This is a genomic window from Kitasatospora sp. NBC_01250 (assembly GCF_036226465.1).
In the GTDB taxonomy this organism is placed as follows: domain Bacteria; phylum Actinomycetota; class Actinomycetes; order Streptomycetales; family Streptomycetaceae; genus Kitasatospora.
The window spans coordinates 5,296,661-5,321,741 of sequence record NZ_CP108476.1 but is presented as its reverse complement, the minus strand read 5'-3'; the positions used below and the strand labels follow the sequence as shown (position 1 = coordinate 5,321,741).

Here is a 25,081-nt window from a genome sequence, read left to right as displayed (position 1 = left end):
CGAATCAGTCGGCTCCGGCCAGGGCGCGGGCCAGCGCGGCCCGCGAGCGGACGCCGAGCTTGCGGTAGACCCGGGAGAGCGTGCCCTCGACCGTCTTCACGCTGACGAAGAGCGCGGCGGCCACCTCACGGTTGGTCGCGCCCTCGGCGGCCAGGCCCGCCATCCGCTGCTCACTGGCCGTCAGCAGCCCGCCGTCCACGCCCGGCGGGGCGATGGGCTGGTCCACCCGCTCCGACTCCCGGGCCACCCGGGCCAGCAGCGGCAGCGCTCGGAGGTCCGCGCAGATCTCCCTGGCCTCCAGCAGCGCGGCCCGGGCACCGGGGCGGTGCCGCAGCCGGCGCTCCACCGAGCCGAGGGCCACCAGGGTTCTGGCCACCTCCAGCGGCAGCCCTGCCGCGCGCTGCCGCTCGGCCGCACCCCGCAGCAGCGCCACCGCCTCGCGTCCGTTGCCGACGCCGGCCTGCACCAGAGCGGTCGCCCGGTCCAGCGCGGCGCGGGCCGGAGCCGCGGCGCTCTCCCACCGTCCGGTCAGCTCCTCGCCCCGGCCGAGGACCCGAGCGGCGGCGGCGTGCTCGCCGAGGGCCACCAGGCCCTCCGCGAGCAGCGCCAGCCTGCGCACCGCGCCCGGATCGGCGAACCCCGCGGCCACGCTCAGCCGGTGCGCCTCCTGGAGCACCTCGACCCCCGCCGCCGTGGCGGCCGGCTCCCCGCGCAGCAGGCCCGACTCCCCCAGCACCCCGAGCGCGCGCACCTGGTGCCATCGGTCGCCGAGGGCCGCCCAGCCCGCCGCCGCCCGCCGGGCCAGCTCCCCCGCCCGCTCCGCGCTGCCGCCCACCAGCTCGGCCAGCGCGACCGCGTGCAGCGCCAGGCCATGGGTGGGGGCAGGTGCGCCCGCGCCCACCCCGGGGGGACCGGCGAGCGGTTCCCCCCGCACCGCGAGGACCTCCTGCAGCTGGACGGCGGCCGCCATCGCCGACGCACCATCGCCGAGCCGCGCGTACGCCGCGCAGCGCGGGATCAGCGCCTCGGGCAGCGCGGGGACGGGCGTGGTCTCGGCGGGCAGCACGGTCAGCGCGGTGCGCAACTGCGCCGGCCGCTCGACGGAGAGTTCCGCGTCGAGCAGCCGGTGGCGCAACTCGCGCCGGGCGGGCCGTGGTTCGACGTTCCGCAGCAGCACGGCCGCCTCGTCCAGGGCGTGGCGGGCGCCGGTGAGTTCGCCGCACCCCGCCAGCGCCAGCGCGAAGACCCGCAGCGCGGCCACCTGCTGCTCGGCCGCGCTGCCCGCGACGGAGGGCGGCACGGCGCGTGCCGCCGCCAGCGCCGCCGCCGCGGCGGTGCGGGCCTGGTCCGCCGCTCCGGTGAGCAACTGCCGCTCGGCGGACCAGCGCAGCAGCTCCGACCGCGCCCAGGAGAAGCCGGCGGCCTCCGTCCCGCCGTAGCTGTGGGGGGACACGGGGGCGAGGGTGGCGGTGGGGGCAGGGCGGGGCGCGGCGGCGACCGGATGGGACGGCAGCCGGCTGGTGGCCGGGAGTTCGGCCAGGCCGGCGTCGATCACCTCGCCCAGGCCGGCGAGCCCCTGGCCGGCCGCACGCAGCAGCACGACACGGGCGCGGGTGCGCAGCGCGAGGTGGGCGGCCAGCAGGCCGTCGGTGGGCGGCGTCCGGCGGTGCACCGCGTGGGAGGCCGACTGCGGCACCCGCGCCCCGGACGGTTCGCCGGCGGCCAGGACCTGCAGGGCCAGCGCACGGGCCTGCAGCCAGTGGCCGCTCTGCACCCCGTACTCCGCAGCGGCCACCAGCTGGCCCACCCGGCGGTGCTCGGACCGGTCGGGGGCCTGGTCGGCGGCGGAAGCGCCGCAGGCCCCGGCGCGGGGCCACAACTCCGGGTCGCCCGAGGGGAGACGGGGGCCGATCCCGCGCGCGGGATCGGCCGTCCGGGCCGCGGCCAGCAGGCACGCCTCGGCGTCCCCGCCGACGGCCACCAGGCCCCGTTGCGGGAGCGGCCAAAGCGGCGCCGTGGGAGGGCCGGGAGGCGGGGCGAGCGGAGCCTGGCGGACGGCCAGCAGGGCGAGTTCATAGGCGAGGGCGGGGGCGTCGCGGTCGCGGGCGGCTTCGCGGGCGGCTGCACCGAGCGAGCCGAGGTCGGCGGTGGGGTCGGCCAGCGCGGTCAGGCGCGCGCGCTCGACCGGGTCGGCGATCACGGCGGCGAACGCCGAGCGGGCGGCGGCGAGTTCGGCCGGCGCGGCCTGCTCCAGCAGGACCATCCGCACCACGGGCTCGCGGAAGTCCAGCTCTCCGGAACGTGGTTCGGCCGGTCTGAGCAGTTCGGCGAGCGGTCCCGCCGGTTCCGCCGCACCGGCCGTGGGTCTTTCGCCGAGCACGTCGGCGTCGTCGCGGGGCTCGTCGAGCAGTTCCAGCAGGCCGAGGCGGAGCGGGGCCTCCAGCAGGCGGAGCAGGTCGCCGCCGGGGCACGCAGAGCTGTTGGGGCGCGGAGAGCCGCTGGGGCCCGCAGAGCCACCCAAGCGCCCGAGCGCCGAGCCCAGTTCGGCCAGCGACGGCCGGGTGGCCACCGCCGCCAGCAGCAGGAGCTGCCGTTCCGCCGCCACCAGCGGGCGCACCCGGTCGAGGACCTCGGCGCGCAGGCCGCGCGGCACCCCGTGCGGGCCGGTCGGCCCGAGCCGGAATCCGGCCCGCGCCAGGTCGAGCGCGTGCCGCGGATTGCCCGCCGCCACCTGCTGGACGTCGCGCAGCAGGGCCACCGGCAGCGGGCCGCCGAGGTCGCGGGCGAGCAGCTCGGCCACGGCGGTGGGCGGCAGCGGCGGCAGCCGCAGTTCGACGGTCCCGGGCGGGCAGAGCTCCCACCAGTGGCCGGGGGCCGGGCTGTCCGCGTCCCCGCCCCTCTCCCCGACCCCGACCCCGACCCCGACCCCGTCCCCGTCCCCGTCCCCGTCCCCGTCCCCGTCCGCAGCGTCGTCCCGCGCCGTGGCCAGCAGCCGTACGCCCTCGCTCGCGTCCGTGCGGCGCAGTGCGAAGCCCAGGGCCGCCGCGCTCGGCCCGTCCAGCCAGGGCAGCCCGTCGACCAGCAACAGCAGGCCGCCGTCCGCGGCCAGCGCCCGCAGCAGCTCCAGCAGGCCGAGGCCCAGCGCCAGCCGGTCCACCCCCGCGGTCGGCAGCAGGTCGTGCAGCAGTGCGGCCCGCAGCGCCGAGCCGGCGGGCTCGGCCAGTCCGGCGAGCAGCGCGCCGAGCTGCTCGGGCGGCAGGCCGGTCAGCAGATCACCGAGGCCCGCACCGGGCAGTCCGCGCTCCGCCCGGGTTGGTGCGCAACGCAGCACGGTCGCACCGGAGTCGGCCGCCTCGGCGGCGAGGGCGGTGGCGACGGCCGTCAGCCCCACCCCGGGCGGACCGGTGAGCAGCACCGCCCCGGCGGTGTGCAGCGCCTCGCGCGCGGCACGCAGCTCCCGGCGGCGACCGCTCAGCTGCGGGCGGCGGAAGGCCGGGCCGGGGACGCCGGGGCCAGGACGGTCCGGGCGGTCAGGATCGTCCGGGCGGGGGAAGGCCGGCCTGGTCGCTCTGGGGTCCGTGCTGCCGCCGTCCGCGCCCATCCGCCGAGACACCCCCTCGTCGCCGCCCCCAGACCACCATGGACCTGACAGGCAGATCGCCAGGCCACGACCGGAGGTCCATCTCAACCCGCCGCTGACACCCCGTCAATATCTCCGACCGGGCAAGTGCGCACACGAAACGGGGAGTTCATACCCGCTTGACGCCGGTTGATCCGCCTCACACCGGAGTTCACCGGCGGCAACACCAGGCTCGGCCAACCCGCCAGAACCCGGGCGCACCAGGCCCCGGGCGCACCAGGCCCCGGGCACACCAGAACCCGGGCCCCGCACAGGGACCCGGGTCTCCGGCTCAGGGCCTGCCGACCGCTCGCGACACGAGCGCCGCTCAGGCGGCTTCGAACCCCGCGTGCCCGGCGATCTTCTTCAGCTCGGCCAGCGCGTGCTTCTCGATCTGGCGGATCCGCTCACGCGTCAGCCCGTGCTGCTTGCCGACCTCCGTCAGCGTGCGCTCCCGGCCGTCCTCCATGCCGTAGCGGGAGCGGATGATCGAGGCGGTGCGGTCGTCGAGCCGGCCGATCAGGTCGTCCAGCTCCTCGCGGCGGAGCATCACCAGCACGGCGTCCTCCGGGGAGACCGCGCCGGTGTCCTCGACCAGGTCGCCGAACTGGGTCTCGCCCTCGTCGTCCACCGCCATGTTGAGGCTGACCGGGTCGCGCGCCCAGTCGAGCACGTCCTTGATCCGGGCCTCGGTGGTGTCCAGCTCGGCCGCGATCTCGGACGGCTCGGCCTCGCGACCCAGTTCCTTGGACTTCTCCCGCTGGACCCGCCGGATACGGCCCAGCTCCTCGACCAGGTGGACGGGGAGCCGGATGGTCCGGGACTGGTCGGCGATGGAGCGGGTGATCGCCTGGCGGATCCACCAGGTCGCGTAGGTGGAGAACTTGAAGCCCTTGGCGTAGTCGAACTTCTCCACCGCGCGGACCAGACCGGCGTTGCCCTCCTGGATCAGGTCGAGCAGCGGCAGCCCGCTGCGCGGGTAGCGCCGGGCGACGGCGACCACCAGCCGCAGGTTGGAGCGGATGAAGACGTCCTTCGCGCGCTCGGCGTCGGCGGCTATCGACTCCAGCTCCTCGCGGGTGACCTCGGCGGGCAGCGCGACCCCGTTGTCGTCGGCCGCGTCCAGCAGGTGCTGGGCGTAGACGCCGGCTTCGATGCGCAGCGACAGCTCGACCTCCTCGGCGGCATCAAGGAGGGGGGTCCTGGCGATCTCGTCGAGGTACATGCCGACCAGGTCGCGGTCGGCCTCAAGGTTGGTCGGGCGGGCCGTACGAGTCCGGTCGGCCCTGTCGCGAACGACGGCACGGGTGGCCATGCTTGCTCCCTTGCTGGTGGATGCCCGGGTCTGGCTCGAGGGTCTTCGTGGGGTTCGTTGGTCTACGACACGCCTCTCGCTGATGCGGGACCCCGGGGGCCTCGCACGTAACAATCCAACGAACAGATTCCGGACAACATTCCCAAGTCGCTCAGATTAATCGGGCGATGCAGTATCCTGCGCGTTCCCGCCCCGGATCCGAACAACCCGCGACCGCTCGGATACGCTCCGACAGCTCGCGCCCACGCGCCCCGCGTCGGCGGTACTCCCACCAACGCCCCGGAGTTCGCGATCGATCCCGCACCAGGTCCGCACAAAAGATGCCAAATCGCGATGCGGCTCCCATCAGATCGACTCACGGCGCTGGGAAGGTGTCAGCCATGCACCTGACCAGCGCCCCCGACCGCCGCGCCCTGCGCGACCGGACCACGCTGCTCGCCCGGCTCCCCCGGTACGCCGCGATCGCCCTGGGCGCGCTCTCGCTGTTCGGGATGCTGCTCGCCCTGGTCGAGGGCCACTGGGGCCCGTTGGCCCGCCTCGACCAGGGCTGGGCGACGGCCCTGCACGACGCCGCCCGCCGGCAGACCGCGTGGACCGCCTCGCTGCAGACGATCACCGCACTGGGCGGCCCGCTGGTGATGCGCACCCTGCTCGGGCTCGCCGCCGCCTGGCTCTGGGCGATCGGCGCGCGCACCCTGGCGGCCTGGACGGCCGCCCAGGCCCTGGTGGGCTGGGGCGTCGAGTGGCTCGCGAAGACCGCGGTGGACCGCCCCCGCCCCAGCTGGCCCGATCCGGTGGCGCACGCCGCCGGCCCGGCCTTCCCCTCCGGCCACGCGATGGCGGCGGCGATCACCGCCGCCACCCTGGTCGCCCTGGTCTGGCCGCGGGCCGACCGCGCCGTACGGATCGTCTGCTGCACGCTGGCCACGCTGAGCACCCTGCTGGTCGGCTTCACCCGGATCGCGCTCGGCGTGCACTGGCCCAGCGACGTGCTGGGCGGCTGGTTCCTCGCGGTGGCGGTGGTCGGCGGGACCACCGTGGTGGTCGAGCTGTGGCAGCCGGGGGCGCTGTCGCGCGACGTCCGGCGGGTGGACTGGCGCACCAGGCCCCGGGTGCAGAGCGTGCTCGCTCCGGCAGTGCCGTTCCCGGACCGGCACTCGGGCGCACCGACCGAACCCTACGGACCACTCGCCGACCCGCTCGGCGGGATCTCCGGCCAGCCCGGCGGGACGTTCGGCGAGGCGTTCGGCGGCCATGGGTTCGACCCTCGGACACCTGACTGATCGTGAGATACCTCACAGGGGTGATCCGGCGCACGAAGGGGAGGGAACCGGGCACGACACCCTGAGCCCACCCAGGTCGGGTCCAGCTGGGAGAAACCGGGACCAATTCGGGCAAACAGTCCGGCAAATCAGCCTCTCGCAGCCCTCCTGGCCGTCTGCGAAACGGCCGGTTCCCGCTCCGGAGATCTCCACCACACGGCACCGGACTCCCCACTGAGTGCCTGGGTAGGGCAGACTGCTTCGGCTGGGCATACCCATGCCCAGTTCGGGGAACCGAGCACGACAGCGCGGCGGCGGCCGGTCGTCCGGAACTCGCGCCCATGCGTCAGCTCCGTACACCGACCCGACCAACGCGCTCGCTCTGCGGCAAGCCCCGCAGCAGCACCTGCCCAGGAACCGAGCGACGGGGGTTCGATGACCACGCACACGGAGGGTGAGCCGTACGGTTCGTACGGCCCGCCCGAGTCGTACGGGTCGGCGCAGCCGTACCCGGCGGCACCGACGCAGGGTCAGGCGGATCCAGCCGGAGCGCAGCAGCCGCAGGCGTACGGGCAGCAGCAGGACCCCTACCAGCAGGGACAGCCGTACGGTCAGCAGCAGCCGGAGTACCCGGGGCAGCCGGATCCGTACCAGCAGAGCCCCTACCAGCAGCCCTACCAGCAGCCGTCGCCCTACCAGCAGCAGCCGCAGGCGTACGGGCAGCAGGCCCCCTACCAGCAGCCGGTGTACGAGCAGCAGCAACAGCACGCCTACCAGCAGCAGGCCTACCCGCAGCCGGAGGGCTACGGGAGCGCGGACGGCTTCGGCCCGGCGCAGGCCTACGGCCAGGTGCCGGGGCAGGCCGGGCAGCCGAGCGCCGAGCAGTACTACGCCGGGCACTACCGCAGCGAGCCGGAGCCGTACAACGTCTCCGAGCCGTACACGCTGCCCGCCGACTACGGCATGCCGCAGATCTTCGGCGACCCGCCGACCATGTCGCTCTCGCTGCGCGCCATCGCCGACTACCAGGAGGCCCACGCCCCGGCCGCCCCCGGCCAACTGCCCAAGCAGCGCGACGCGGGCGAGCAGGAGCAGAAGTCCGCACCGTCCGAGGAGGCGGCGGCCGGACGCAACGGGCTGATCATGGCGATCGGCACGATGGCCTCGCGCGGCCTCGGCTTCGTGCGCAGCGCGGTGCTCGCCTACGCACTCGGCGTCAAGGACGTGGCGGCCACCTTCAACATCGCCAACACGCTGCCGAACATCGTCTTCACCATGCTCATCGGCGGTGCGCTCAGCTCGGTCTTCGTGCCCGAGCTGGTGAAGGCCGCGCGCACCCACAAGGACGGCGGCGTCGCCTACACCGACCGGCTGCTCACGCTGTGCACGGTGGCCCTGGTGGCGCTGACCACGGTGGCGGTCCTCGCCGCACCGTTCCTGGTCAGCGTCTACGCGCCGAGCTGGCACGGCGTGCAGCGCGACCTGACCATTGCGCTGGCCCGGTACTGCCTGCCCGAGATCCTCTTCTACGGCCTGTTCACCCTGCTCGGCCAGGTGCTCAACGCCCGCGGCAAGTTCGCCGCGATGATGTGGGCGCCCGCGCTGAACAACATCGTCGCGATCGCGGTCTTCGGGCTCTACGCGGTGATCGGCGGCCAGGCCGCGGAGGTCGGCAAGGTCACCTCCGGGCAGACCGCGGTCCTGGGCATCGGCACCACGCTCGGCGTGGTGGTGCAGGCCCTGGGCATGCTGCCCTCGCTGCGGGCGGCCAAGTTCAAGTGGACGCCGCGCTTCGACTGGCGTGGCGCGGGCCTGAGCCAGCCGCTGCGGGCGGCCAGCTGGGCGCTGCTGCTGGTCATCGTGACCCAGGTGGCGTACACCGCGCTGACCGCGATGACCACCAGCATCGACGGCGGCGCCAGCAACGCGGCGTACAGCAACGCCTACGCGCTCTTCGTGGTCCCGCAGGGCGTCATCACCATCTCGCTGGTGACCGCGATCCTGCCGGGGATGGCCCGGGCGGCCGACGAGGGCGACCTGCCGAAGATCGGCGCGGACCTGTCCCGGGTGCTGCGGAACTCGGCCGCGATGATCATCCCGATCACCGTGCTCTTCATCGCGTTCGCCGGCCAGCTCGCCGGTCTCGCCTACGGTTACGGCTCCGGCGCGTCGGGCACCTCGCTGATCAGCTACTCGCTGCTGGCGTTCGCGATCGGCATCCCGTTCTTCTGCGCGCAGTACGCGCTCGCGCGCGGCTTCTACGCGATGAGCGACGCGCGCACCCCCTTCTGGCTGACGGTGGTCTCCTCCGGCACCAACGTGCTGGTCTCCTACCTTGCGTTCCTGGTACTCAGCCCGCACTGGAAGGTCGTCGGCATGGCGACCGCCCAGACCGTGGCCTGCGTGGTCAGCATGGTGATCACCGGGCGGGCGCTGTCGAAGCGCCTGAGCAAGCTGCCCCCCGCGCCCGAGGACCCGGAGGCACGCGCCCGGGTGCTGCACGCGGCGCTGGCCGGGCCGCTGCGCAGCGGGCTGGAAGGGCGGCGCGTCTTCGGGCTGCACCTCGGGCTGGTGCTGGCCTGCCTGCCCGGTGCGCTGGTGGGGCACTTCCTGGCGGGCGGGATCGGGAGCATGCTCGGCGGGCGCTTCTTCGGCAACCTCTTCGGGCTCGGGGTCGGCTCGCTCTGCGTGCTCGCCTCGCTCTTCGTGCTGGCCAAGCCGTTCGGCGCCGGCTCGACAGTGGCGCCGCTGGCCCGCAAGCTGCGGCTGCCCTACCCGCAGGAGGCCGAGCCCAGCGGTCGGCGCCGGCGCCGCTGAGCCCGGGTCGGGTCGGGTCGGCCGGGGGCTCGGCCACGGGGCCCCAGCCCAGTGGGGCCTCAGCCCAGCGGGGCGGGCCCGCAGAGCAGGGCCGCGCGCAGGTCGAGCCGGTCGTCCAGGCGGCTCAGGTCGCGGCCGGTCAGCTCTTCGATCCGGCGGACGCGGTAGTGCACGGTGTTGACGTGGACGTGCAGCACCTCCGCCGTGCGGGACCAGGAGCAGTCGTGGTCCAGGAAGGTCACCAGGGTGGCGAGCAGCACCCCGCCGGTGCTGCGGTCGTGCTCGGTGAGCGGGTCGAGCAGCCGGCGCCGGTAGGCGGCGGCCACCACCGCCGGGATGCCGCGGACCAGGGCGGCCAGCGAGTCCAGCTCGGCGCTGGCGCCCACCGAGCAGTCGCGCGGGTGGCTCGCGGCGGCCGCGTCCAGCGCGTAGCCCGCCTGTCCCAGGCCGGCGGCCAGCTCGGCCGCCGGGCGCACGACGCGCGGGCCGACGCCGAGCCGTAGCAGGTGGCGCTCGGGCAGCCGGGCCTGCAGGCGGGGCCAGACCTCGCGCAGGCCGGCGGTCAGGTCCGCCGGGTCCGCGCCGGCCACCACGGCGATCGCCCGCCCGCTCTCGTCGGCGCCGACCACGAAGGCGGGCGCGGAACGCGGTCCGGCGGGCGCCGGTGCGGCGGCGGCCACCTGCGCGGACGGCGCCGGGGACGCAGGCGAAGCCGGGGACGGGCACGGCAGAGGGGACAGGGACGGGGACGGCGGCGGGGACGGCAGGACGCAGCGCAGCGCCTCGGCCAGCGCGTCCGCCGCCCAGGGCAGGTCCAGGCCGTCGATCCGGGCCGTGACCGGCACCAGCGGCCCGCCGGTGGGCAGCTCGCACGCGGCCAGCGCCTCGCCCAGCTCGGCGGCGTGCACCGGTGCCGAGCCGGTCAGCAGGCCGGCCAACCGCCCGGCCGCCCGGCGCTGCGCGGCCGCCTCGCCGCGGCCACGGGTCCAGAGCGTGGCCAGCACGTCGGCCAGTCCGTGCAGCACGGCGGCCTGGCCGAGCGCGGCGGCGTGCGGGTAGAGGTACCAGCCGTCGAACGGGGTGTCGCCGCCCGCGCCCACCGGCAGTGCCGGGGCGCCGGCCGACTCGCCGTCGCGGGCGGGCAGCGCGCGGCGGATCGCCTCCGGCTCCGGGTCGGGGGTCCCGGTGGAGGTGGCGATGGTGCGGCCGGCGGCGGTCACCAGCGAGCAGGGTCCGCAGCCGATCCGGGTGACGGCCCGGTCCAGCACCTCGACGGCGGGCGCGCCGGTGTACATCAGCTCGACCAGCTCGCGGCGCACGGCGTCCGGCACCGCCGCGGCCTCGTCGGCCTGCGCCCGCAGATCGCCCCACAGGCGCAGGTAGACCCGGTCGGTGACCGCGCGGAAGCTGGTGCCGGCCGGCACCGAGAAGAGCGGGATCCCGTGCACCCGGCAGGCCTCGACCAGGCCGTCCGGCACCTCGCCGTGGGTACCCTCACCGGCCAGCAGCGCGGCCACCCTGGCGCTGCGCAGCGAGGTGGCGAAGCGCAGCGCCAGGGTCTGCGCGGCGGGGTGGTCGGGCTGCCACCAGACCAGCCCGGAGAGCACCAGCTCGCCGGGCTGCAGGTAGCGGGCCGGATCCTGGAGGTCGGTGGAGGTGACGCCGGTGACCGGGCGTTCCAGCAGTTCCGGCGGGCCCCAGGCCAGCCGCAGCCGCAGGTCCGCCACGTCCAGCAGATCAGAGACGATCACCGCGACACTCCTTGGTACCGAGCGCCCGCCAGAGCGCCGCACCCGGCCGGCCCTCTTAGCAGCCAGGGATTCAGGTGCAGATGCATGGTAAATGCCAGGCGTGCAGGCCAGTAGCCCTATGGGGTGATCATCCATGGAGCGGGCCGCGGACGCCGCCGCGCTTTGGCGGTCCGGCCAGGCGCCGGTCAGCCGCCGGTCAGCCGCCCAGTAGTGCGCGGTCCACCAGGGCCGCGGCGGCACCGGTGTAGTTGGCCGGGTCCAGCAGCTCGGCCAGCGCTGCCCCGGAGAGCACGGCGCGGACCTCGGGCAGCTCGCCGAGCACCTCACCGAGGCCGCGCCCGTCCTTCGCGGCGGCCGTCGCGGCCCGGTTGAGCAGCTCCTGGGCCACGCCGCGGCCGAGCAGCGGCGCCAGCACCGCCGCGATCCGCTCCGAGACGACCTGGCCGGCGGTGAGCTCCAGGTTGGCCCGCATCCGTTCGGCGTCCACCTCCAGCCCCTCGGCCAGCTCGGCGGCCAGGTGCGCGGCTCCGCCGGCCAGCCGCAGGCACTCGCGCAACAGCTGCCACTCGGCGTGCCAGGCGCCGGCCGAGCGCTCGTCCTCGGCGAGCATGCACTGCGCCAACCCGGCCGAGAGCACCGGCACTTGGAGCGCCGCCGAGCGGATCAGCGTGGCCAGCACGGGGTTGCGCTTGTGCGGCATCGCCGAGGAGCGACCGCGCCCGGCGACGGCCGGCTCGGCCACCTCGCGCACCTCGGTACGGCCCAGCGACTGCACGTCCACCGCGATCTTGCCGAGCGCGCCGGTCAGCAGCGCACAGGCCGCGCCCAGGTCCGCGATCGGCGTGCGCAGCACGTGCCAGGGCAGGGCGGGCACGGCCAGGCCGACCTCGGCGGCGAAGGCCTCGGTGAGCCGCCGTGCATACCCGCCCGGACCGCCCTGGTCGGCCGCGACCCCGTCCGCGTACTGCAGGTAGCCCGCCAAGGTTCCTGCTGCGCCGCCCAGTTGGACCGGCAGGCCGTGGTCGGCCAGCTCCGCCAGGCGGTCCCGGGCGACCGCGACCAGCTGGTGCCAGCCGGCTGCCTTGAGCCCGAAGGTCGTGGGCACCGCGTGCAGCGACAGGGTGCGCCCCGCCATGGTGGTGTTCCGGTGCGCGGCGGCCAGCGCCGCCAGCGCCGCCAGCGTGCGGTCCAGATCGGGCAGGATCACCTCGATCGCCCGCCGGGCGACCAGCATCGCCCCGGTGTCCAGTACGTCCTGGCTGGTGGAGCCGCGGTGCACGTACTCGGCGGCGGCGGGCTCCTCGGCCGCGACCACCGCGGTCAGCGCGCGGACCAGCCCGACCACCGGATTGGCGGCCTCCCGGCCCTGCCGGGCGAGGGCGAGCAGGTCCAGGTGCTCGGCCCGGGCCGCCCGGCCGATCGCCTCGGCGGCGGACCGGGGCACCGTGCCGAGCCGGGCCTGCGCCCGGGCCAGCCCGGCCTCGGCGTCGAGCATCGCCTGCAGCCAGGCCCGGTCGCCCGTCACCGGCTCCACCGGGGTGCCGGCCCGCACCGGCGAGAGCAGGCCGGAGTCCGGCTCGATGTCGGAACGAGCGTCCGTACCAGGGCCCATGGCGCGATCTCCGAACAGTCGGTCGGCTGATCCAACTCGGCCACGATAACGGAGTTGACGCCGCGCCACCCGGCGGTGCTGTGAGCTTCGTTACATCTGACCGAACTTCTGTGCCCTTTCCCCGCGCCTGACACGTCCAAGGGACGTCAGTGCCGTCACGTCCATGGAAAAGCGGTGGGGGACCCATGTCCGATGCTGGGAAGCGCGAGGCCGCCACGGGGCGGAAGGCACTGCGGATCGCGGGCCGCGCAGTGGCCTGCGCGACCTCCGGTGCGACGCTGGCGGCCTGCGGTTTCTCCTGGTACACCTACCACGACCTGACCGCCGGACTGACCACCTCCAACGCGATCCAGGTGGTGCAGCAGGCGGCCAAGGCGCAGGGCGTGGCCGCGCCGCCGCCGCACCTGGACAAGTCGGTCAACATCCTGCTGATCGGTCTGGACAGCCGCAAGGACCAGGACGGCAACGACCTGCCCAAGCAGTTCGTCCAGGACGACCTGATGGCCGGCAGCAGCGACATCGGCGGCTACAACACCAACACGCTGATCCTGATGCACATCCCCGCAGGCGGCGGCAGGGTGGAGGCCTTCTCGATCCCGCGCGACGACTACGTGGACCTGGTCAACGTGCCCGGCGCCCACCCACTCGGCAAGGGCAAGATCAAGGAGGCCTACGACCAGGCCAAGTACTACGCCGAGGAGCAGCTCTCGCAGCAGTACTCGGGCGCCGACCTGGAGCACCGGGGACGCGACGCGGGCCGGGCGGCCACCCTGCTGACGGTGCAGAAGTTCCTCAACGTGCCGATCGACCACTTCGCCGAGCTCAACCTGAAGGGCTTCTACGACGTCGCCCAGGCGCTGGGCCCGATCACCGTCTGCCTGAAGAAGGACATCAGCGACCCGATCATCTCCCGCACCGCCACCACCGCCGGCGGCGGCTCCGGCTTCGTGGGCCACGCCGGTCTCAACCAGCTCGACCCCACGATGGCGCTGGCCTTCGTGCGCCAGCGGCACAACCTCCCCGACGGCGACTTCGACCGGACCCACCGCCAGCAGGCCTTCATCGCCTCGGTCACCACCAAGCTCAAGCAGGAGGGGGTCTTCGGCGACCTGGGCAGGATGCAGGGTTTGCTGAACGCGGTGAAGCAGGACGTGGTGCTCGACAACACCTGGGACCTGCTCGACTTCGCCCAGCAGGCCACCAACCTCACCGGCGGGAACACCGAGTTCAACACCCTGCCGATGGAGCGCTACGCGACGCTGTCCGACGGTGAGGACGTGAACATCGTGGACGTGGCGAAGGTGCAGGCGATGGTGCGCCAGGCCATCACGGGCGTCGACACGGCTCCCCCCTCGGCGGCACCCTCCGACAGCGCCACGCCGAGCCCCTCGGGCAGCAGCAGCCCCTCGACCGGCCCGACACCGGGCAGCCCGACCCCGGCGGCCCCGACGAGTCCGGCCGCGGGCACCGACGACTCGGGGGACGGCGGGGACGCGTCCCAGCCGAGCCCGACCGACAGCTACGCGGGCCCGGCGGTCGACGGCGGCGTCCCCTGCGTGAACTGAGGCACCCCGGCAGCGCTCGGCGCCCCGGCGGAAGCGGCGCGTCAGCCTCCGCACGGACCCGCCCCACCGCCGTCCGCCGCAGGAACGCCGAAGGCCCCCGCAGCTGACCGCTGCGGGGGCCTTCGGACCTGCGTCATCTACGTGCCCCAGGCAGGATTCGAACCTGCGACACCAGCTTTAGGAGAGCTGTGCTCTATCCCCTGAGCTACTGGGGCGGGGATGGACGTCCGGTCCACAGACTAGCGGATCGGATCGGCGCAGTTCTCCTGGGTGAGTGATCCCGCCGCGATCCGTGCCGGACGGGTGTCCCGGGGCGGGTTCCTCAGAGCAGGCCGCGGCCGGCCTTGAAGCGGTGGGAGAGCCGGTCGGGGTCGATGATCGGGGCGGGGTAGTCGGCGGGTGGGGTGGGGAGTTGCCAGGGGCGGTGGACGGCGCGGCCCGGGATGTCGGCGAGTTCGGGGATCCAGCGGCGGACGTAGCTGCCCCGGGGGTCGAAGCGGTCGGCCTGGACGAGCGGGTTGAGCACGCGGTTGGGGCGGGTGTCGGTGCCGGTGCCGGCCACCCACTGCCAGTTGAGCTGGTTGTTCGCCACGTCGCCGTCGACCAGCAGGCGCAGGAAGTGCCGGGCGCCGATCCGCCAGTCCTGGTAGAGCGTCTTGGTCAGGAAGGAGGCGGTCAGCAGCCGGGCCCGGTTGTGCATCCAGCCCTCCGCGGCAAGTTGGCGCAGGCCCGCGTCCACGATCGGGTAGCCGGTGCGGCCCTCGCGCCAGGCCTCGGCCTCCGATTCGCTGCGCCACCAGTGGTCGCCGCGGTCGCGGTAGTCGCGGTGGGCGGCCGACGGGCGGGCGGCCAGTACCTGGTGGTGGAAGTCGCGCCAGGCCAGCTGCCGGACGAAGGCCTCGGCACCGGGGCCGCCGTGGCGCAGCGCGAGCTGGAGCAGTTCGTTGGGCGACAGGCAGCCGAAGTGCAGGTAGGGCGAGAGGCGGGAGGTGCCGTCGGCCGTGAGGTCGTCGTGCAGTTCCTCGTACCGGTCCGGGGACCAGGCCCGCCAGCGCCGGCGGGCCGCGCTCTCGCCGCCGGGCGGCAGCGCGGGCGAGTCGGGGCGCACGGTGGGGACCGGCTCGCCGGTCAGGCCCGCGGGCACCCGCAGCGCCTTGGGGGCCGCTCGCACGGGTCGGGCGGCGAGGCGCTGCCAGGCGCGGAAGTACGGGGTGAAGACGGCGTAGTGGTCCTTGCCGGCCGGGGTCACCGCCCCGGGCGCGGCGACGGTGAGCGACTGCTGATGGACAGTCAGGCGATCGCCGAGCCGCTCGCGCAGCTGCGCCTCGCGCCGCCCGGCGAAGGCGCTGACGCCCCCGGCCACGTGCACCGACGCCGCGCCGAGCTGCTCGGCCAGCCGCGCCGTCTGCTCGGCGCAGCGGCCGTGGCGCAGCACCAGGTGTCCGCCGATCGCGCGCAGCGAGGCGTCCAGGTCCCGCAGGCAATCGGCGAGGAAGGCCTGCCGGTTGGGGGTGGCGAAGCCGGTGGCCGCGAGATCGGTGTCGAGCACGAAGAGCGGCACCACCTCCCGGCCCTCGGCCGCGGCGGCGTGCAGGACGGGGTTGTCCCGCAGTCGCAGGTCCTGGGTGAACAGGGCGATGGTGACGGTCACGGGGTGCTCCGCGGGTCGGGGGCGGGGTGCCGGCCGGCGCGGGAGCGGCGCAACTGCCGCCAGTGGTCGCGCAGCCAGCCGACCGGGTCCCAGTCGCCCGGCTGGTTCCAGGTCAGCGGATAGCAGGCCAGGCCGAGCAGGACGGCGCTGAAGTGGCCGATCGCGGTGAAGTTGAGGTCCTCGATCAGCGGCAGGGTGTAGAAGACCACCACCGCGGCCAGGTAGACGTAGCGCCAGGGGCGCACCAGCAGGTAGGTGAGCACCGCCTGGACGCCGGCCAGCGCGTAGCTGACGCCGTAGTCCAGCGTGTACTTGGCCCGTTCGGGCGCGTGGCCGTGGCGGATCGCCCAGTACAGCACTCCCTCGCTGAGGTAGGTGGCGCCGACGTGGGCGAAGGCCACCACACCGAGCCAGCGGGCGGTGCCCAGCCGGCGCTCCACCGGGGCGTGGAAGATGTTGTAGAGCACGAAGTAGAGGAACCAGCCGCCGCCCGCGATGTAGAACGCGCTGGAGATGAGCACCTGGACCGGGTCGATCGCCAGGTAGTGCAGGTTGGTGGAGCGCCGTTCCAGGATGTGGTGGGCCAGTCTCGGCGAGACGTGTCGGATGAAGACGGTCGTCGCGAAGAGGATCACCAGCCAGATGCAGGTGCCGGGGGCCCCTCGCAGAAAGGCCCAGTAGGCGCGGAGCATCTTGCCGAGGCGGTGGAGCATCTGCCCAGTCTCTCGGTGCGGGGGCCGGGCGCGGACCGTGCCACGCCCGGCCGGATCGGCCATTCGGGTGTGGTCAACGATCGACTGTCCGTCACGGACACGGCAAGTCGGCAGCCGGGAAGGGGGCAGACGGCCCGTCAGGGGACCAGCGGCAGCCGGACCGAGAGCTTGGCCCCGGGCAGCGAGGTCGGCGGCTCGGCGAGGACGGTGCCGCCCAGGCCGTGCGCGATGGTGCGGGCCAGGGCCAGCCCCAGGCCCGCGCCGCCGGTGCTGCGGGAGCGGGCGCTGTCCAGCCGTACGAAGCGCTCGAAGACCCGCTGCCGGTCGGCGACCGGGATGCCCGGGCCGTCGTCCGACACGGTCAGCACCGCCCAGCCGTCCGCGCTCTGCAGGACCACCTCGACCTGCGAACTCGCGTGCCGGGCCGCGTTGTCGAGCAGGTTGCGGACCACCCGGCCGACCGTGGCGTCGCGCCCCGGCACCCGGGCCGGTGCCACACTGCCGTGCCAGGCGAGCCCGGGGTCGGTGTGCCCGCGCTCGGCCAACTGCTCGGCGACCAGGTCGTGCAGCTCGACCGTGTGCTGCGCGGCGGCGTGGTCCTCCTCGGTCCTGGCGAGCAGCAGCAGGTCGTCGGCGAGGTCCTGCAGGCGCTCGGTGCCGGCCAGCGCGTCGACCACCACCGTCCGCCACTCGACGTCCCCGGGGTGCAGCAGCGGCACCTCCAGCGTGGTGCGCAGCACGGCCAGCGGGCTGCGCAGTTCGTGCGAGGCGTCGGCGACCAGGCGGCGCTGTTCGGCCAGCGCCCGTTCGAGTTTGGCCAGCGTCTCGTTGGTGGTCTCGGCCAGCCGCGCGATGCCGTCCCCGGAGGGCGGCACCGGGACCCGCTCGTGGAAGGCGCCGTCGCCGATCCGGTCCATCCGGCGGCGGATCGACTCCACCGGGCGCAGCGCCAGGCCGGTGACGAACCAGGCCATCACGGCCACGAAGAGCGAGCCGCCGGGCAGCAGGTACCAGCCGAGGATCGTGGTGACCTGTGCGGTGGTCCGGTCGGTCTCGTCCTCGTCGATCAGCACGTAGCCGGTGGCCCGCCCCGCGGGGATGCCGGTGCGCCCGGTGTAGGCGGCCAACTCGTCGGTGGTGAAGCTGCGGTTGGTGACGAAGGTGAAGAAGTGGTAGGCGGGGCTGCCTTTCTGCTTCGCACCGCGCAGCCGGTCGGGCAGCCGGATCGTGACCACGGGGTAGCCGCCTGCCGGGTTCTCGGCGAGCGGGTCGATCGGCGGGAAGTAGGACGACCAGAAGGAGTCGGTCGGCGGGTCGCCGGTGAACAACGAGCTGGTGTTGGCCCGCAGCAACTCGCCGTCCTGGGCCACCACCACGTAGTCGGCACTCTGGTAGGCCTCGTTCGGGCTGCCCGGGATCTTCGTCCAGATGTTCTGGAGCGCGGTGAAGGCCCGGTCCTGGGCCCGCACCAGCAGCGCGTCGTGCACCTCGCTGCTGACCCAGGCGGTGGCCAGGCCGAAGACGATCGCCGACGCCGCCGCGGCGGCCAGCGCCGCCCGGGTGCGCACCGCGAGCCGGCGCCACAGCGGCAGGACGGGCACCAGCAGCAGCCGGCCCGGGCGCCCCCCGGCCCGCCCGGCCCCTCCCCGCCCACGACGCATCGGGCCAGCGTAGAGGGTCGGCACGGCTGCGGGTCGGGGCGGGTCGGGTCGGGCGGGTCGGGTCGGGCGGGTCGGGTCGGGTCGGGTCGGGTCGACGCTTATCCGTTGTTGATCGCGGCCCCGTAACCTCGGCGTTATGAACGAGACGATGACGCCGCCGCCCGAGTGGTGCGCGGGCACCGACCTGGACAACTTCGTGCTGCTGCTGAACGGGCTCAAGCAGTCGCTGGACCAGGACCTGCGCGACGGTCCCCGGCCGGCGGCGGCCGGGGACCGGTGAGGCGCGGGCCGGCGGCCGGCCGCGCGGGGGATCAGCCCAGGGCGGCCAGCACCTCCTTGGCCGCCCGCTCGCCCTGCTCGGCGCCGCCGTCCATGAAGCCGGGGAAGTTCACCGAGGTGTGCTCGCCGCTCAGGTGGATGTTGCCCTGCGCGGTGGCCTCGTAGCCCAGGTACCGGTGCCAGTAGTTGACGGGGTAGTAGGAGTAGGCGCCGTACGAGTACGGGTTGCGGTGCCAGGCGGACAGCTGCGCCTTGCCGTTCCACTGCGCCCGGGTGCCGGGGTAGGCCTGGTCGATCTGGTCCAGCATCCGGCCCGCCAGCCCGCGCACGTACGGGTCCTGCTGCGCGGTGTTGAACGGCCCGGCGGGGCTGAGCGAGTGCGCCAGCGAGCCGCCGCCGTACTGCAGCAGGATGCCGGAGGTGCCGGGCTGCGGCTTGGTGGCGTCCCAGGTCTGCTGGAGGTCGAGGTCGCTGAACAGGTCGCCGGCCGAGATGCCGGGCCAGGGGCCGCGGCCCTGCCAGGTGCGCCGGTTGAACTGCATGTTGAGCTTGGTGCAGGTGCCCATCCGGTAGTCGCGCAGCAGGCTGGTCATCCGGGCGTCGAAGCGGGCCCGGCCGAGGTCCAGGCGCTGCATGACGCCCAGCGGCACCGCGAGGATCGTGTGGTCGGCGGTGACCGTGCGGCGGGTGCCGCCGACCGAGAAGGTGAGCGTCTGGGTGCCGTCGTCGTTGGCCCGCACCGCCAGCAGCTCATGGCCGAGCCGGACGGTGTCGGCCGGCAGCGCGTCGGCTATCGCGTGCGGGACCTGGTCGTTGCCGCCGACCACGTGGTAGCGCTCGTCGCTGTCGCCCCACAGGTTGAAGCGGGCCGGGTCGCTCTGGCCGCCGAGCTGCTGGATGATCGAGAGCGCGGACTGGCCGGTGGTGTCGGCGCCGTACTCGACGTTGTAGCCGACATCCAGCCAGCGGCCCAGCTGGGAGTGGGTCCCGCCGGGCACCCGGGACTCGATCCACTGCCGGATCGTCATCGCGTCGAAGGCCCGCCCGGCCGCCGTGCTGGCGTTCCAACTGACGTCGCCGGCGGCGGCGTTGTCGGCCTGCAGGCGTCGCCAGACGGGGGCGAAGTCCGCGTCGGCCTGCTCGCGCGGGTAGTAGCGGCCGTCGAACCAGAGCACCTCGCGGGCGCCGGCCGGGCCCGAGTTCAGGAAGTCGACCAGCGGGAGCCCGAAGCGCTTGCAGAGCGCGAGCAGCGTGACGTGGTCGGTGTCGATCAGCTCGCCGCCGACCTCGCTGGTCTGGCCGTTGTCCCAGTACGTGGTCTGCGAGTACATCCGGCCGCCGATCCGGTCCGGGTTGGCCTCGTAGACCGTGCAGCGGATCCCGGCGTCGGCCAGCGTGAGGGCGGCGTTCAGGCCCGCGATGCCCGCGCCGATCACGGCGATCCGGGCGTCCTTGCGGGGCCCCGGGCCCGCCTTGGCCGTGCTCGGCCGAGCCGCGTCGGCCGCGTGCGCCCGGCCCGCGCCGAGGCCCAGGCCGGTGCCGGCGACCGCGAGCACCGCGCCGGAGAGGGTGGCCGCACGCAGCAGCTCGCGCCGGCCCACCCCGCCGGGCGCGGCGGCGGCGTCCGCACGCAGCTCGCGCAGCTCGCCGACGGGCAGCCGCAGCCGGTCGGCGGCGGCGTGCTCGCCGGCGAGTCGGCGCAGGGCGTGCAGGGGGTTGGTGCGGGGCATGGTCGGTGTCCTTTCGACGGGGGCAGGGAGGGTCGGCGGGGAGGAGGGCGAAGGGCAGTCGGCGGGGAGGGGGAGGTCAGCTCCGGGTGGCGGGCACGGGCTGGGGAGCGGGCCGTTCGGCGGCTTCTTCCAGGATGATCCGGCCCATCCGGGCGTACCGCTCGGGACTGCGGCGCTTCATCACCAGCGCGAGCGTCAGGCCGCCCAGGAAGGTGCCGATCACCAGGTACGGGATCAGCTTGAAGAGCAGGGTGGCGGAGGCGGGCCCGGCCGCGGTGCCCATGTTCTTCACCAGCAGCACCACCACGCAGGCCATCGCCACCCCGCCGATCAGCGGCGCGGTCAGGGTGCGCAGCCAGTGCCTGGTCTCCGGGTGCCGGCCCTGGACGTGGAAGTAGCCGATCACCGCGAACGAGCAGAGCGTCTGGACGATCAGGATCGCCATCGTGCCGAGCAGCGCGAGCAGCGTGTAGAGGTGGGTGTAGGGATCCATTCCGGCCACCAGGAAGCCGGCCACCAGCAGGGTCGCGATCACCGACTGCACCGCGGAGGCGACGTACGGTGAGCCGTGCCGGGGGTGGGTGCGCCCCAGGGCGGGGTGGATGAAGCCCTCGCGGCCGATCGCGTAGAGGTAGCGGGCGGCGCACTGGTGGAAGGCCATCGCGCAGGCGAACGAGCCGGTCACCACCAGCCACTGGAAGACCTTGACCGCCCAGGCGCCGAAGTGCGCGCCCAGCGGGTCGAAGAAGAGGTTGTTGCCGTCCTTGCCCGGTACCAGTCCGTTCGCGATGTGGATGGCGTTCTGGACACCGTTGCCGGAGATGATCATCCAGGAGACGAAGACGTAGAAGAGGCCGACGCCGATCACCGAGATCAGGGTGGCCCTGGGCACCACCCGCTTGGGATCGCGGGACTCCTCCCCGTACATCGCGGTGGACTCGAAGCCCACCCAGGACCAGAAGGCGAAGAAGAGGCCGAGCCCGGCCGCCGCGCCCGAGCCGCCGACCCCCTTGAAGGCGTTGACCGGGTCGATCGCCGCCAGCGGGATGCCGTCGGGGCCGCCGCCGGTGACCGCCACCGCGACCGAGGCCGCCAGCAGCACGGTGATCTCCAGCACCAGCGCCACCCCGAGCACCTTGGCGGTCAGGTGGATGTCGAAGAACGCCATCACCGCGATCACCAGCAGGCCGAACAGCGCGTACCAGCCCCAGGGCAGGTCCAGGCCCAGCTGGGCGGCGACCAGGCCGCGCAGCGAGTAGGCGAAGAAGCCGATGATCGAGGCCTCGAACACGATGTAGGCGAGCACCGCGAGCAGGCCGGAGGCCATCCCCACCACCCGGCCCAGGCCGTGCGAGATGAAGCCGTAGAAGGCGCCGGCGGCCGTGATGTGCCTGGCCATCGCGACGTAGCCGACCGAGAAGACGGTGAGCACCAGGGTGGCGAAGACATAGGCGGCCGGGGCACCGATCCCGTTGCCCTGGCCGATGATGATCGGCAGGTTCCCGGTCATCGCGGTGATCGGCGCGGCGGTGGCGATGGCCATGAACACCACGCCGACCAGGCCCACCGAGTTCGCCTTCAACCGGTTGACCTCGCCCCCGCCTTCGCTGTCGGGGTCTGCGGGCATGCGCACTCCTTCGGGGAGGTTACGGGGGCATGTATTCCGATGGACCGTCATGATCTTTGCCCGCGCTTGACCCCCGCAAGCAACAGGTAGTCAGGTGTTTGCCCCGGTCGGTTGACGCTCTGTCCGGGTCCGGAACGGGGCTCCGGGCCGTGTGCCCACCGGCCCCGGGCGGGCCGCGGCGCCCCGCCAGGGCGCCAGGAGCAGGCAGGGGGCGTGGCCGGGTCTGAGAAAATGGCCAGAAATCGGGCTGGCTAACGACCTCCACCTCAGGGTCGCTACCATCGGCACTGGTGATGAACCCCGTACCAGACTCTCCCGGCGGACCAGCCCCGGGCTCTTGGGGCGGTTCCCACACCGATGCGATCGCTGTGTCCAGGGTGGACGCGGCGCAACCCGAAAGGCTCGTACGTGACTGCGCCCCAGGAGCACTCCTTCGCCGACCTCGGCAAGGTGCTGGTCATCATTCCGACCTACAACGAGGCCGAGAACGTCGAACGGATCGTCTCCCGGGTGCGGACCGCCGTCCCCGAGGTGCACGTCCTGGTCGCCGATGACAACAGCCCGGACGGCACCGGCAAGATGGCCGACGAGATCGCGGCGAAGGACGGCAACGTCCACGTCATGCACCGCAAGGGCAAGGAGGGCCTCGGCGCCGCCTACCTGGCCGGTTTCCGCTGGGGCATCGACAACGGCTACGACGTCCTGGTCGAGATGGACGCCGACGGCTCGCACCAGCCCGAGGAGCTCTACCGCCTGCTGACCGGCCTGCGCGGCGCCGACCTGGTGCTCGGTTCGCGCTGGGTGCCCGGCGGCAAGGTGGTCAACTGGCCGAAGTCCCGCCTGATCCTCTCCCGCGGCGGCTCGACCTACTCGCGCCTGATGCTGGGCGTGCCGATCAAGGACGTCACCGGTGGCTACCGCGCCTTCCGCAAGGAGACGCTGCTGGGCCTGGGCATGGACGAGGTCGCCTCGGCCGGCTACTGCTTCCAGGTCGACCTGGCCTGGCGCACGGTGAAGTCCGGCTTCAAGGTCGCCGAGGTGCCGATCACCTTCGTCGAGCGCGAGCACGGCGCGTCCAAGATGAGCCGCAACATCGTCTTCGAGGCGCTGTGGCGGGTCACCGTCTGGGGCGTGCAGTCCCGGGTGGCCAAGCTGACCGGCAAGAAGAAGTAGCTCCCACGCAGACGCCGAGTGGCCCGTACCTCCTGGTACGGGCCACTCGGCGTCCGTGCGTGCGGGCCGCCCTCAGCCGGTGCGGGTCAGCCGGGACATGATCGACGGCGGCGCCAGGTCGTGCTGGAGCGCGACCGGGACCTGCACCCGGGTCGGGCCGGAGCCGGCCGTCAGGGTGCCCACCGTCGTTCCGGCGGCGGCGTTGTGGCCGAGGCCGCCCGGCAGGCCGGTCAGCTGGAGGGTGGTGGAGATCCCGGTGAAGCCGGGCACCGCCACGTCCTTGGTCGCCACCACCGGCACCTGGCCGCCCATGCCGTCGTCCACGTAGCCGACCACGTCGCCCTGCTTGGCCAGGGTCTGCCCGGTCAGCGCGGCCTGCCCGGCCGTGATGATCTTCGAACTGACGGTCTGCGCAGCCTTGATGATGTTGTCGGTCGCGGTCGGCGGCTGGCCCAGGGTCACCCCGAGCAGCATCTGCCGGCTGCCGGCGACGTCCTTGACGGCGGCCCACATCAGGCAGCTGCCGGCCGGGGTGCTGGAGCCGGTCTTCACGCCGATCACGCCGTTCTTGTTGAGCAGCGCGTTGGTGTTGAGGATCTTGGTGCCGGCGATGGTGGAGTCCGGCTCGGCGACGATCTGCTGGAAGATGGCGTTCTGCATCACCACCTCGGCCAGCTTCAGCTGGTCCTTCGCGGTGCTCTTGGTGTCGTTGCTGTAGCCGGCCGCGTCCGCGTAGCGGGTGTTGCCCATCTGGAACTTGGCCGCCTGGTCGTTCATCTTCTTGACGAACGCGTCCTCGGAGCCGGAGTCCCAGCGGGCCAGCAGCCGGGCGATGTTGTTGGCGCTGGGCAGCATCAGCATCTCCAGCGCCTCGTACTCGCTGATCTGCTGGCCCTCGGTCACCTTGGCGGTGGACTGGTCGGCGTCACCGGACTCGGTGGCCGCCGCCTTGTCCACCGTGATGGTCGGGCCCGACTCGCCCTTCTTGAGCGGGTGGGCCTGCAGGATCAGGTAGGCGTTCATCACCTTGGTCACGCTGGCGATCGGGACCGGGGTCTCCGGGCCCGAGCTGCCGAGGCTGCCGACGCCGAACACCTCGGCGGCGGCCTGCCCCTTGGCCGGCCAGGGCAGCGCCGGCGGAGCGCCGGCGAAGGTGAAGGAGCCCGTGGCGGTCATCCGCAGCTGGGGCTTGGGCAGCGGACGCAGCAGCTGGGCGACGGCGGCGGCGCCGGCCAGCAGAGCGAGCAGCACGGTCCAGACGGTGGCCCGCCTGAGCACCCGGCGGGCCAGGGGAGGCTTGGGGCCGGCCTGACCGCCCTGGGCGGCGAGGGCCGCCACCGCCTCCGGGGCGCTCTCGGGGGCGACGGGCCCGGGGCCGGCCTCGGGGGCGGGGGGTGCGGGAGCGGGAGCGGGCGGCAGGGGCGGGAAGACACCGGACGGCGGGGGCGGCGTGGAGCCGACCGCGAGGGCCGCGGGGGCCGGGGGCGGCGCAGGGGTGGACGGGGCAGGGGTGGACGGGGCAGGGGTGGACGGGGCAGGGGTGGACGGGGCAGGGGTGGACGGGGCAGGGGTGGGCGGGGCGACGACAGCAGGGGCGGGGGCGGGCTCCGCGGCGGGGGCCGGCTCCGGAGCCGGGGCGGCCTTGGCCTTGAGCGTGAGGGTCGGCTCGGGGGCGGCCTTGGCCTTGAGGCTGAGGGTCGGCTCGGGAGCCGCCTTGGCCTTGAGCGTGAGGGTGGGCTCGGGAGCGGGCACCGGCTCGGGAGCGGGTGCATCGGCCGGTTCGGGCGCGGGCTCGACCGCCGCCGGCGCGGGCGCCTCGGCCGACGCGCCGTCGGTCTCCGCCGCCACCCCGTCCGTCTCGTCGTCGGTCCGGATGGCGAGACGCGGGTCCTCGGCCTCGGTCTCCTCCGTCGCCAGCGTCTCGGGCTCCGGCTCGGGCAGGCGCAGGAACGTGGTCCTGGTGTCCACTTCCCGGACGCGCAGCTGGACGGTGGGGCCGCTCTTGGGGGGAACCCGCTGACCCGTCGTCGGTGCCGCCTCGGCACCGACGGGCTGCTCGCGCTCGCCGTCCTGCACCTTCTCCGGGGCGTCGCCCACGTGTCCCTACCTCCTCGTGTTCGTGTGCTGCGAGGCCGTCGCCGCGCTGGGGTCAGACCTGAACAGTCTCCGTCACCGGGGGCCGATCACGGCCCGCCACACCCCGTCCGACCGGCGGTTATTGCGACCGACCCGGTCTGCCGCCAGCGATGACGTCACCCTGTCGGCCGCTGGTTCCCCCCTCGCGCGGGCCTCCCGGGTGGTTCCCG

The 25,081-nt window shown here is 74.1% G+C and carries 15 protein-coding genes and 1 tRNA gene; 5 read left to right on the top strand and 11 right to left on the bottom strand.

Annotated elements, in window-relative coordinates; translation table 11 throughout:
* Nucleotides 1-4 precede the first annotated feature (4 nt).
* Nucleotides 5-3,601, bottom strand: a complete 3,597-nt coding sequence (locus OG500_RS22435; RefSeq protein ID WP_329582851.1) for a helix-turn-helix transcriptional regulator — start codon at nt 3,599-3,601, stop codon at nt 5-7.
* 346 nt (nt 3,602-3,947) lie between these two features.
* Complete coding sequence (locus tag OG500_RS22430; protein WP_327068477.1) at nt 3,948-4,934, bottom strand: sigma-70 family RNA polymerase sigma factor; 987 nt, start codon at nt 4,932-4,934, stop codon at nt 3,948-3,950.
* Nucleotides 4,935-5,314: 380 nt separating this feature from the next.
* Between OG500_RS22430 and OG500_RS22425 the strand changes: the two genes are divergently transcribed.
* Complete coding sequence (locus tag OG500_RS22425) at nt 5,315-6,217, top strand: phosphatase PAP2 family protein (RefSeq protein ID WP_329582847.1); 903 nt, start codon at nt 5,315-5,317, stop codon at nt 6,215-6,217.
* A gap of 414 nt (nt 6,218-6,631) precedes the next feature.
* A complete protein-coding gene (murJ, locus tag OG500_RS22420) occupies nt 6,632-9,013 on the top strand; it encodes a murein biosynthesis integral membrane protein MurJ (protein WP_329582844.1) in 2,382 nt (793 codons plus the stop codon).
* A gap of 59 nt (nt 9,014-9,072) precedes the next feature.
* Here the strand turns inward: murJ and OG500_RS22415 are convergent, their stop codons facing one another.
* Together OG500_RS22415 and pcaB are read right to left on the bottom strand one after the other, a co-directional pair.
* Complete coding sequence (locus OG500_RS22415; protein ID WP_329582842.1) at nt 9,073-10,764, bottom strand: PucR family transcriptional regulator; 1,692 nt, start codon at nt 10,762-10,764, stop codon at nt 9,073-9,075.
* A 196-nt stretch (nt 10,765-10,960) separates the two neighbouring features.
* Nucleotides 10,961-12,376, bottom strand: a complete 1,416-nt coding sequence (pcaB, locus tag OG500_RS22410) for a 3-carboxy-cis,cis-muconate cycloisomerase (protein WP_329582839.1) — start codon at nt 12,374-12,376, stop codon at nt 10,961-10,963.
* Nucleotides 12,377-12,561: 185 nt separating this feature from the next.
* On the opposite strand from pcaB, the gene OG500_RS22405 reads away from it, so the two are divergent.
* Complete coding sequence (locus OG500_RS22405; RefSeq protein WP_329582836.1) at nt 12,562-13,941, top strand: LCP family protein; 1,380 nt, start codon at nt 12,562-12,564, stop codon at nt 13,939-13,941.
* Nucleotides 13,942-14,083: 142 nt separating this feature from the next.
* Here the strand turns inward: OG500_RS22405 and OG500_RS22400 are convergent.
* From OG500_RS22400 to OG500_RS22385, 4 genes are all read right to left on the bottom strand, one after another.
* A tRNA-Arg gene (locus OG500_RS22400) sits at nt 14,084-14,156 on the bottom strand.
* Nucleotides 14,157-14,263: 107 nt separating this feature from the next.
* Entirely contained in the window at nt 14,264-15,592 is a 1,329-nt protein-coding gene (locus OG500_RS22395) for a cryptochrome/photolyase family protein (protein WP_327068471.1), read from the bottom strand.
* Nucleotides 15,589-16,305 (bottom strand): rhomboid-like protein, encoded by a 717-nt coding sequence (locus OG500_RS22390; protein WP_327068470.1) that lies wholly within the window; start codon nt 16,303-16,305, stop codon nt 15,589-15,591. The genes OG500_RS22395 and OG500_RS22390 overlap by 4 nt, the downstream gene beginning before the upstream one ends.
* Nucleotides 16,306-16,442: 137 nt before the next feature.
* Entirely contained in the window at nt 16,443-17,966 is a 1,524-nt protein-coding gene (locus OG500_RS22385) for a sensor histidine kinase (RefSeq protein ID WP_327068469.1), read from the bottom strand.
* Between the two features lie 136 nt (nt 17,967-18,102).
* On the opposite strand from OG500_RS22385, the gene OG500_RS22380 reads away from it, so the two are divergent.
* On the top strand, nt 18,103-18,246 hold the full coding sequence (locus tag OG500_RS22380; protein ID WP_327068468.1) for a hypothetical protein: 144 nt from the start codon (nt 18,103-18,105) through the stop codon (nt 18,244-18,246).
* Between the two features lie 31 nt (nt 18,247-18,277).
* Here OG500_RS22380 and OG500_RS22375 read toward each other — a convergent pair whose 3' ends face one another.
* Nucleotides 18,278-19,975 (bottom strand): flavin monoamine oxidase family protein, encoded by a 1,698-nt coding sequence (locus tag OG500_RS22375; protein WP_329582831.1) that lies wholly within the window; start codon nt 19,973-19,975, stop codon nt 18,278-18,280.
* 76 nt (nt 19,976-20,051) lie between these two features.
* On the bottom strand, nt 20,052-21,602 hold the full coding sequence (locus OG500_RS22370; RefSeq protein ID WP_327068466.1) for an APC family permease: 1,551 nt from the start codon (nt 21,600-21,602) through the stop codon (nt 20,052-20,054).
* A 408-nt stretch (nt 21,603-22,010) separates the two neighbouring features.
* On the opposite strand from OG500_RS22370, the gene OG500_RS22365 reads away from it, so the two are divergent.
* Nucleotides 22,011-22,775: a polyprenol monophosphomannose synthase gene (locus tag OG500_RS22365; RefSeq protein WP_327068465.1), complete on the top strand. Its 765-nt coding sequence runs from the start codon at nt 22,011-22,013 to the stop codon at nt 22,773-22,775.
* Between the two features lie 72 nt (nt 22,776-22,847).
* Here the strand turns inward: OG500_RS22365 and OG500_RS22360 are convergent, their stop codons facing one another.
* Nucleotides 22,848-24,872, bottom strand: coding sequence for a D-alanyl-D-alanine carboxypeptidase family protein (locus tag OG500_RS22360; RefSeq protein WP_329582828.1), 2,025 nt, complete (start codon nt 24,870-24,872; stop codon nt 22,848-22,850).
* Nucleotides 24,873-25,081: the final 209 nt, after the last annotated feature.

What these genes read in the sequence shown, in the direction of transcription:
- OG500_RS22435 (WP_329582851.1), bottom strand. Translation starts at nt 3,601, where the DNA reads ATGGGCGCGGACGGCGGCAGCACGGACCCCAGAGCGACCAGGCCGGCC.
- OG500_RS22430 (WP_327068477.1), bottom strand. Translation starts at nt 4,934, where the DNA reads ATGGCCACCCGTGCCGTCGTTCGCGACAGGGCCGACCGGACTCGTACG.
- OG500_RS22425 (WP_329582847.1), top strand. Translation starts at nt 5,315, where the DNA reads ATGCACCTGACCAGCGCCCCCGACCGCCGCGCCCTGCGCGACCGGACC.
- murJ (WP_329582844.1), top strand. Translation starts at nt 6,632, where the DNA reads ATGACCACGCACACGGAGGGTGAGCCGTACGGTTCGTACGGCCCGCCC.
- pcaB (WP_329582839.1), bottom strand. Translation starts at nt 12,376, where the DNA reads ATGGGCCCTGGTACGGACGCTCGTTCCGACATCGAGCCGGACTCCGGC.
- OG500_RS22405 (WP_329582836.1), top strand. Translation starts at nt 12,562, where the DNA reads ATGTCCGATGCTGGGAAGCGCGAGGCCGCCACGGGGCGGAAGGCACTG.
- OG500_RS22390 (WP_327068470.1), bottom strand. Translation starts at nt 16,305, where the DNA reads ATGCTCCACCGCCTCGGCAAGATGCTCCGCGCCTACTGGGCCTTTCTG.
- OG500_RS22385 (WP_327068469.1), bottom strand. Translation starts at nt 17,966, where the DNA reads ATGCGTCGTGGGCGGGGAGGGGCCGGGCGGGCCGGGGGGCGCCCGGGC.
- OG500_RS22380 (WP_327068468.1), top strand. Translation starts at nt 18,103, where the DNA reads ATGAACGAGACGATGACGCCGCCGCCCGAGTGGTGCGCGGGCACCGAC.
- OG500_RS22375 (WP_329582831.1), bottom strand. Translation starts at nt 19,975, where the DNA reads ATGCCCCGCACCAACCCCCTGCACGCCCTGCGCCGACTCGCCGGCGAG.
- OG500_RS22370 (WP_327068466.1), bottom strand. Translation starts at nt 21,602, where the DNA reads ATGCCCGCAGACCCCGACAGCGAAGGCGGGGGCGAGGTCAACCGGTTG.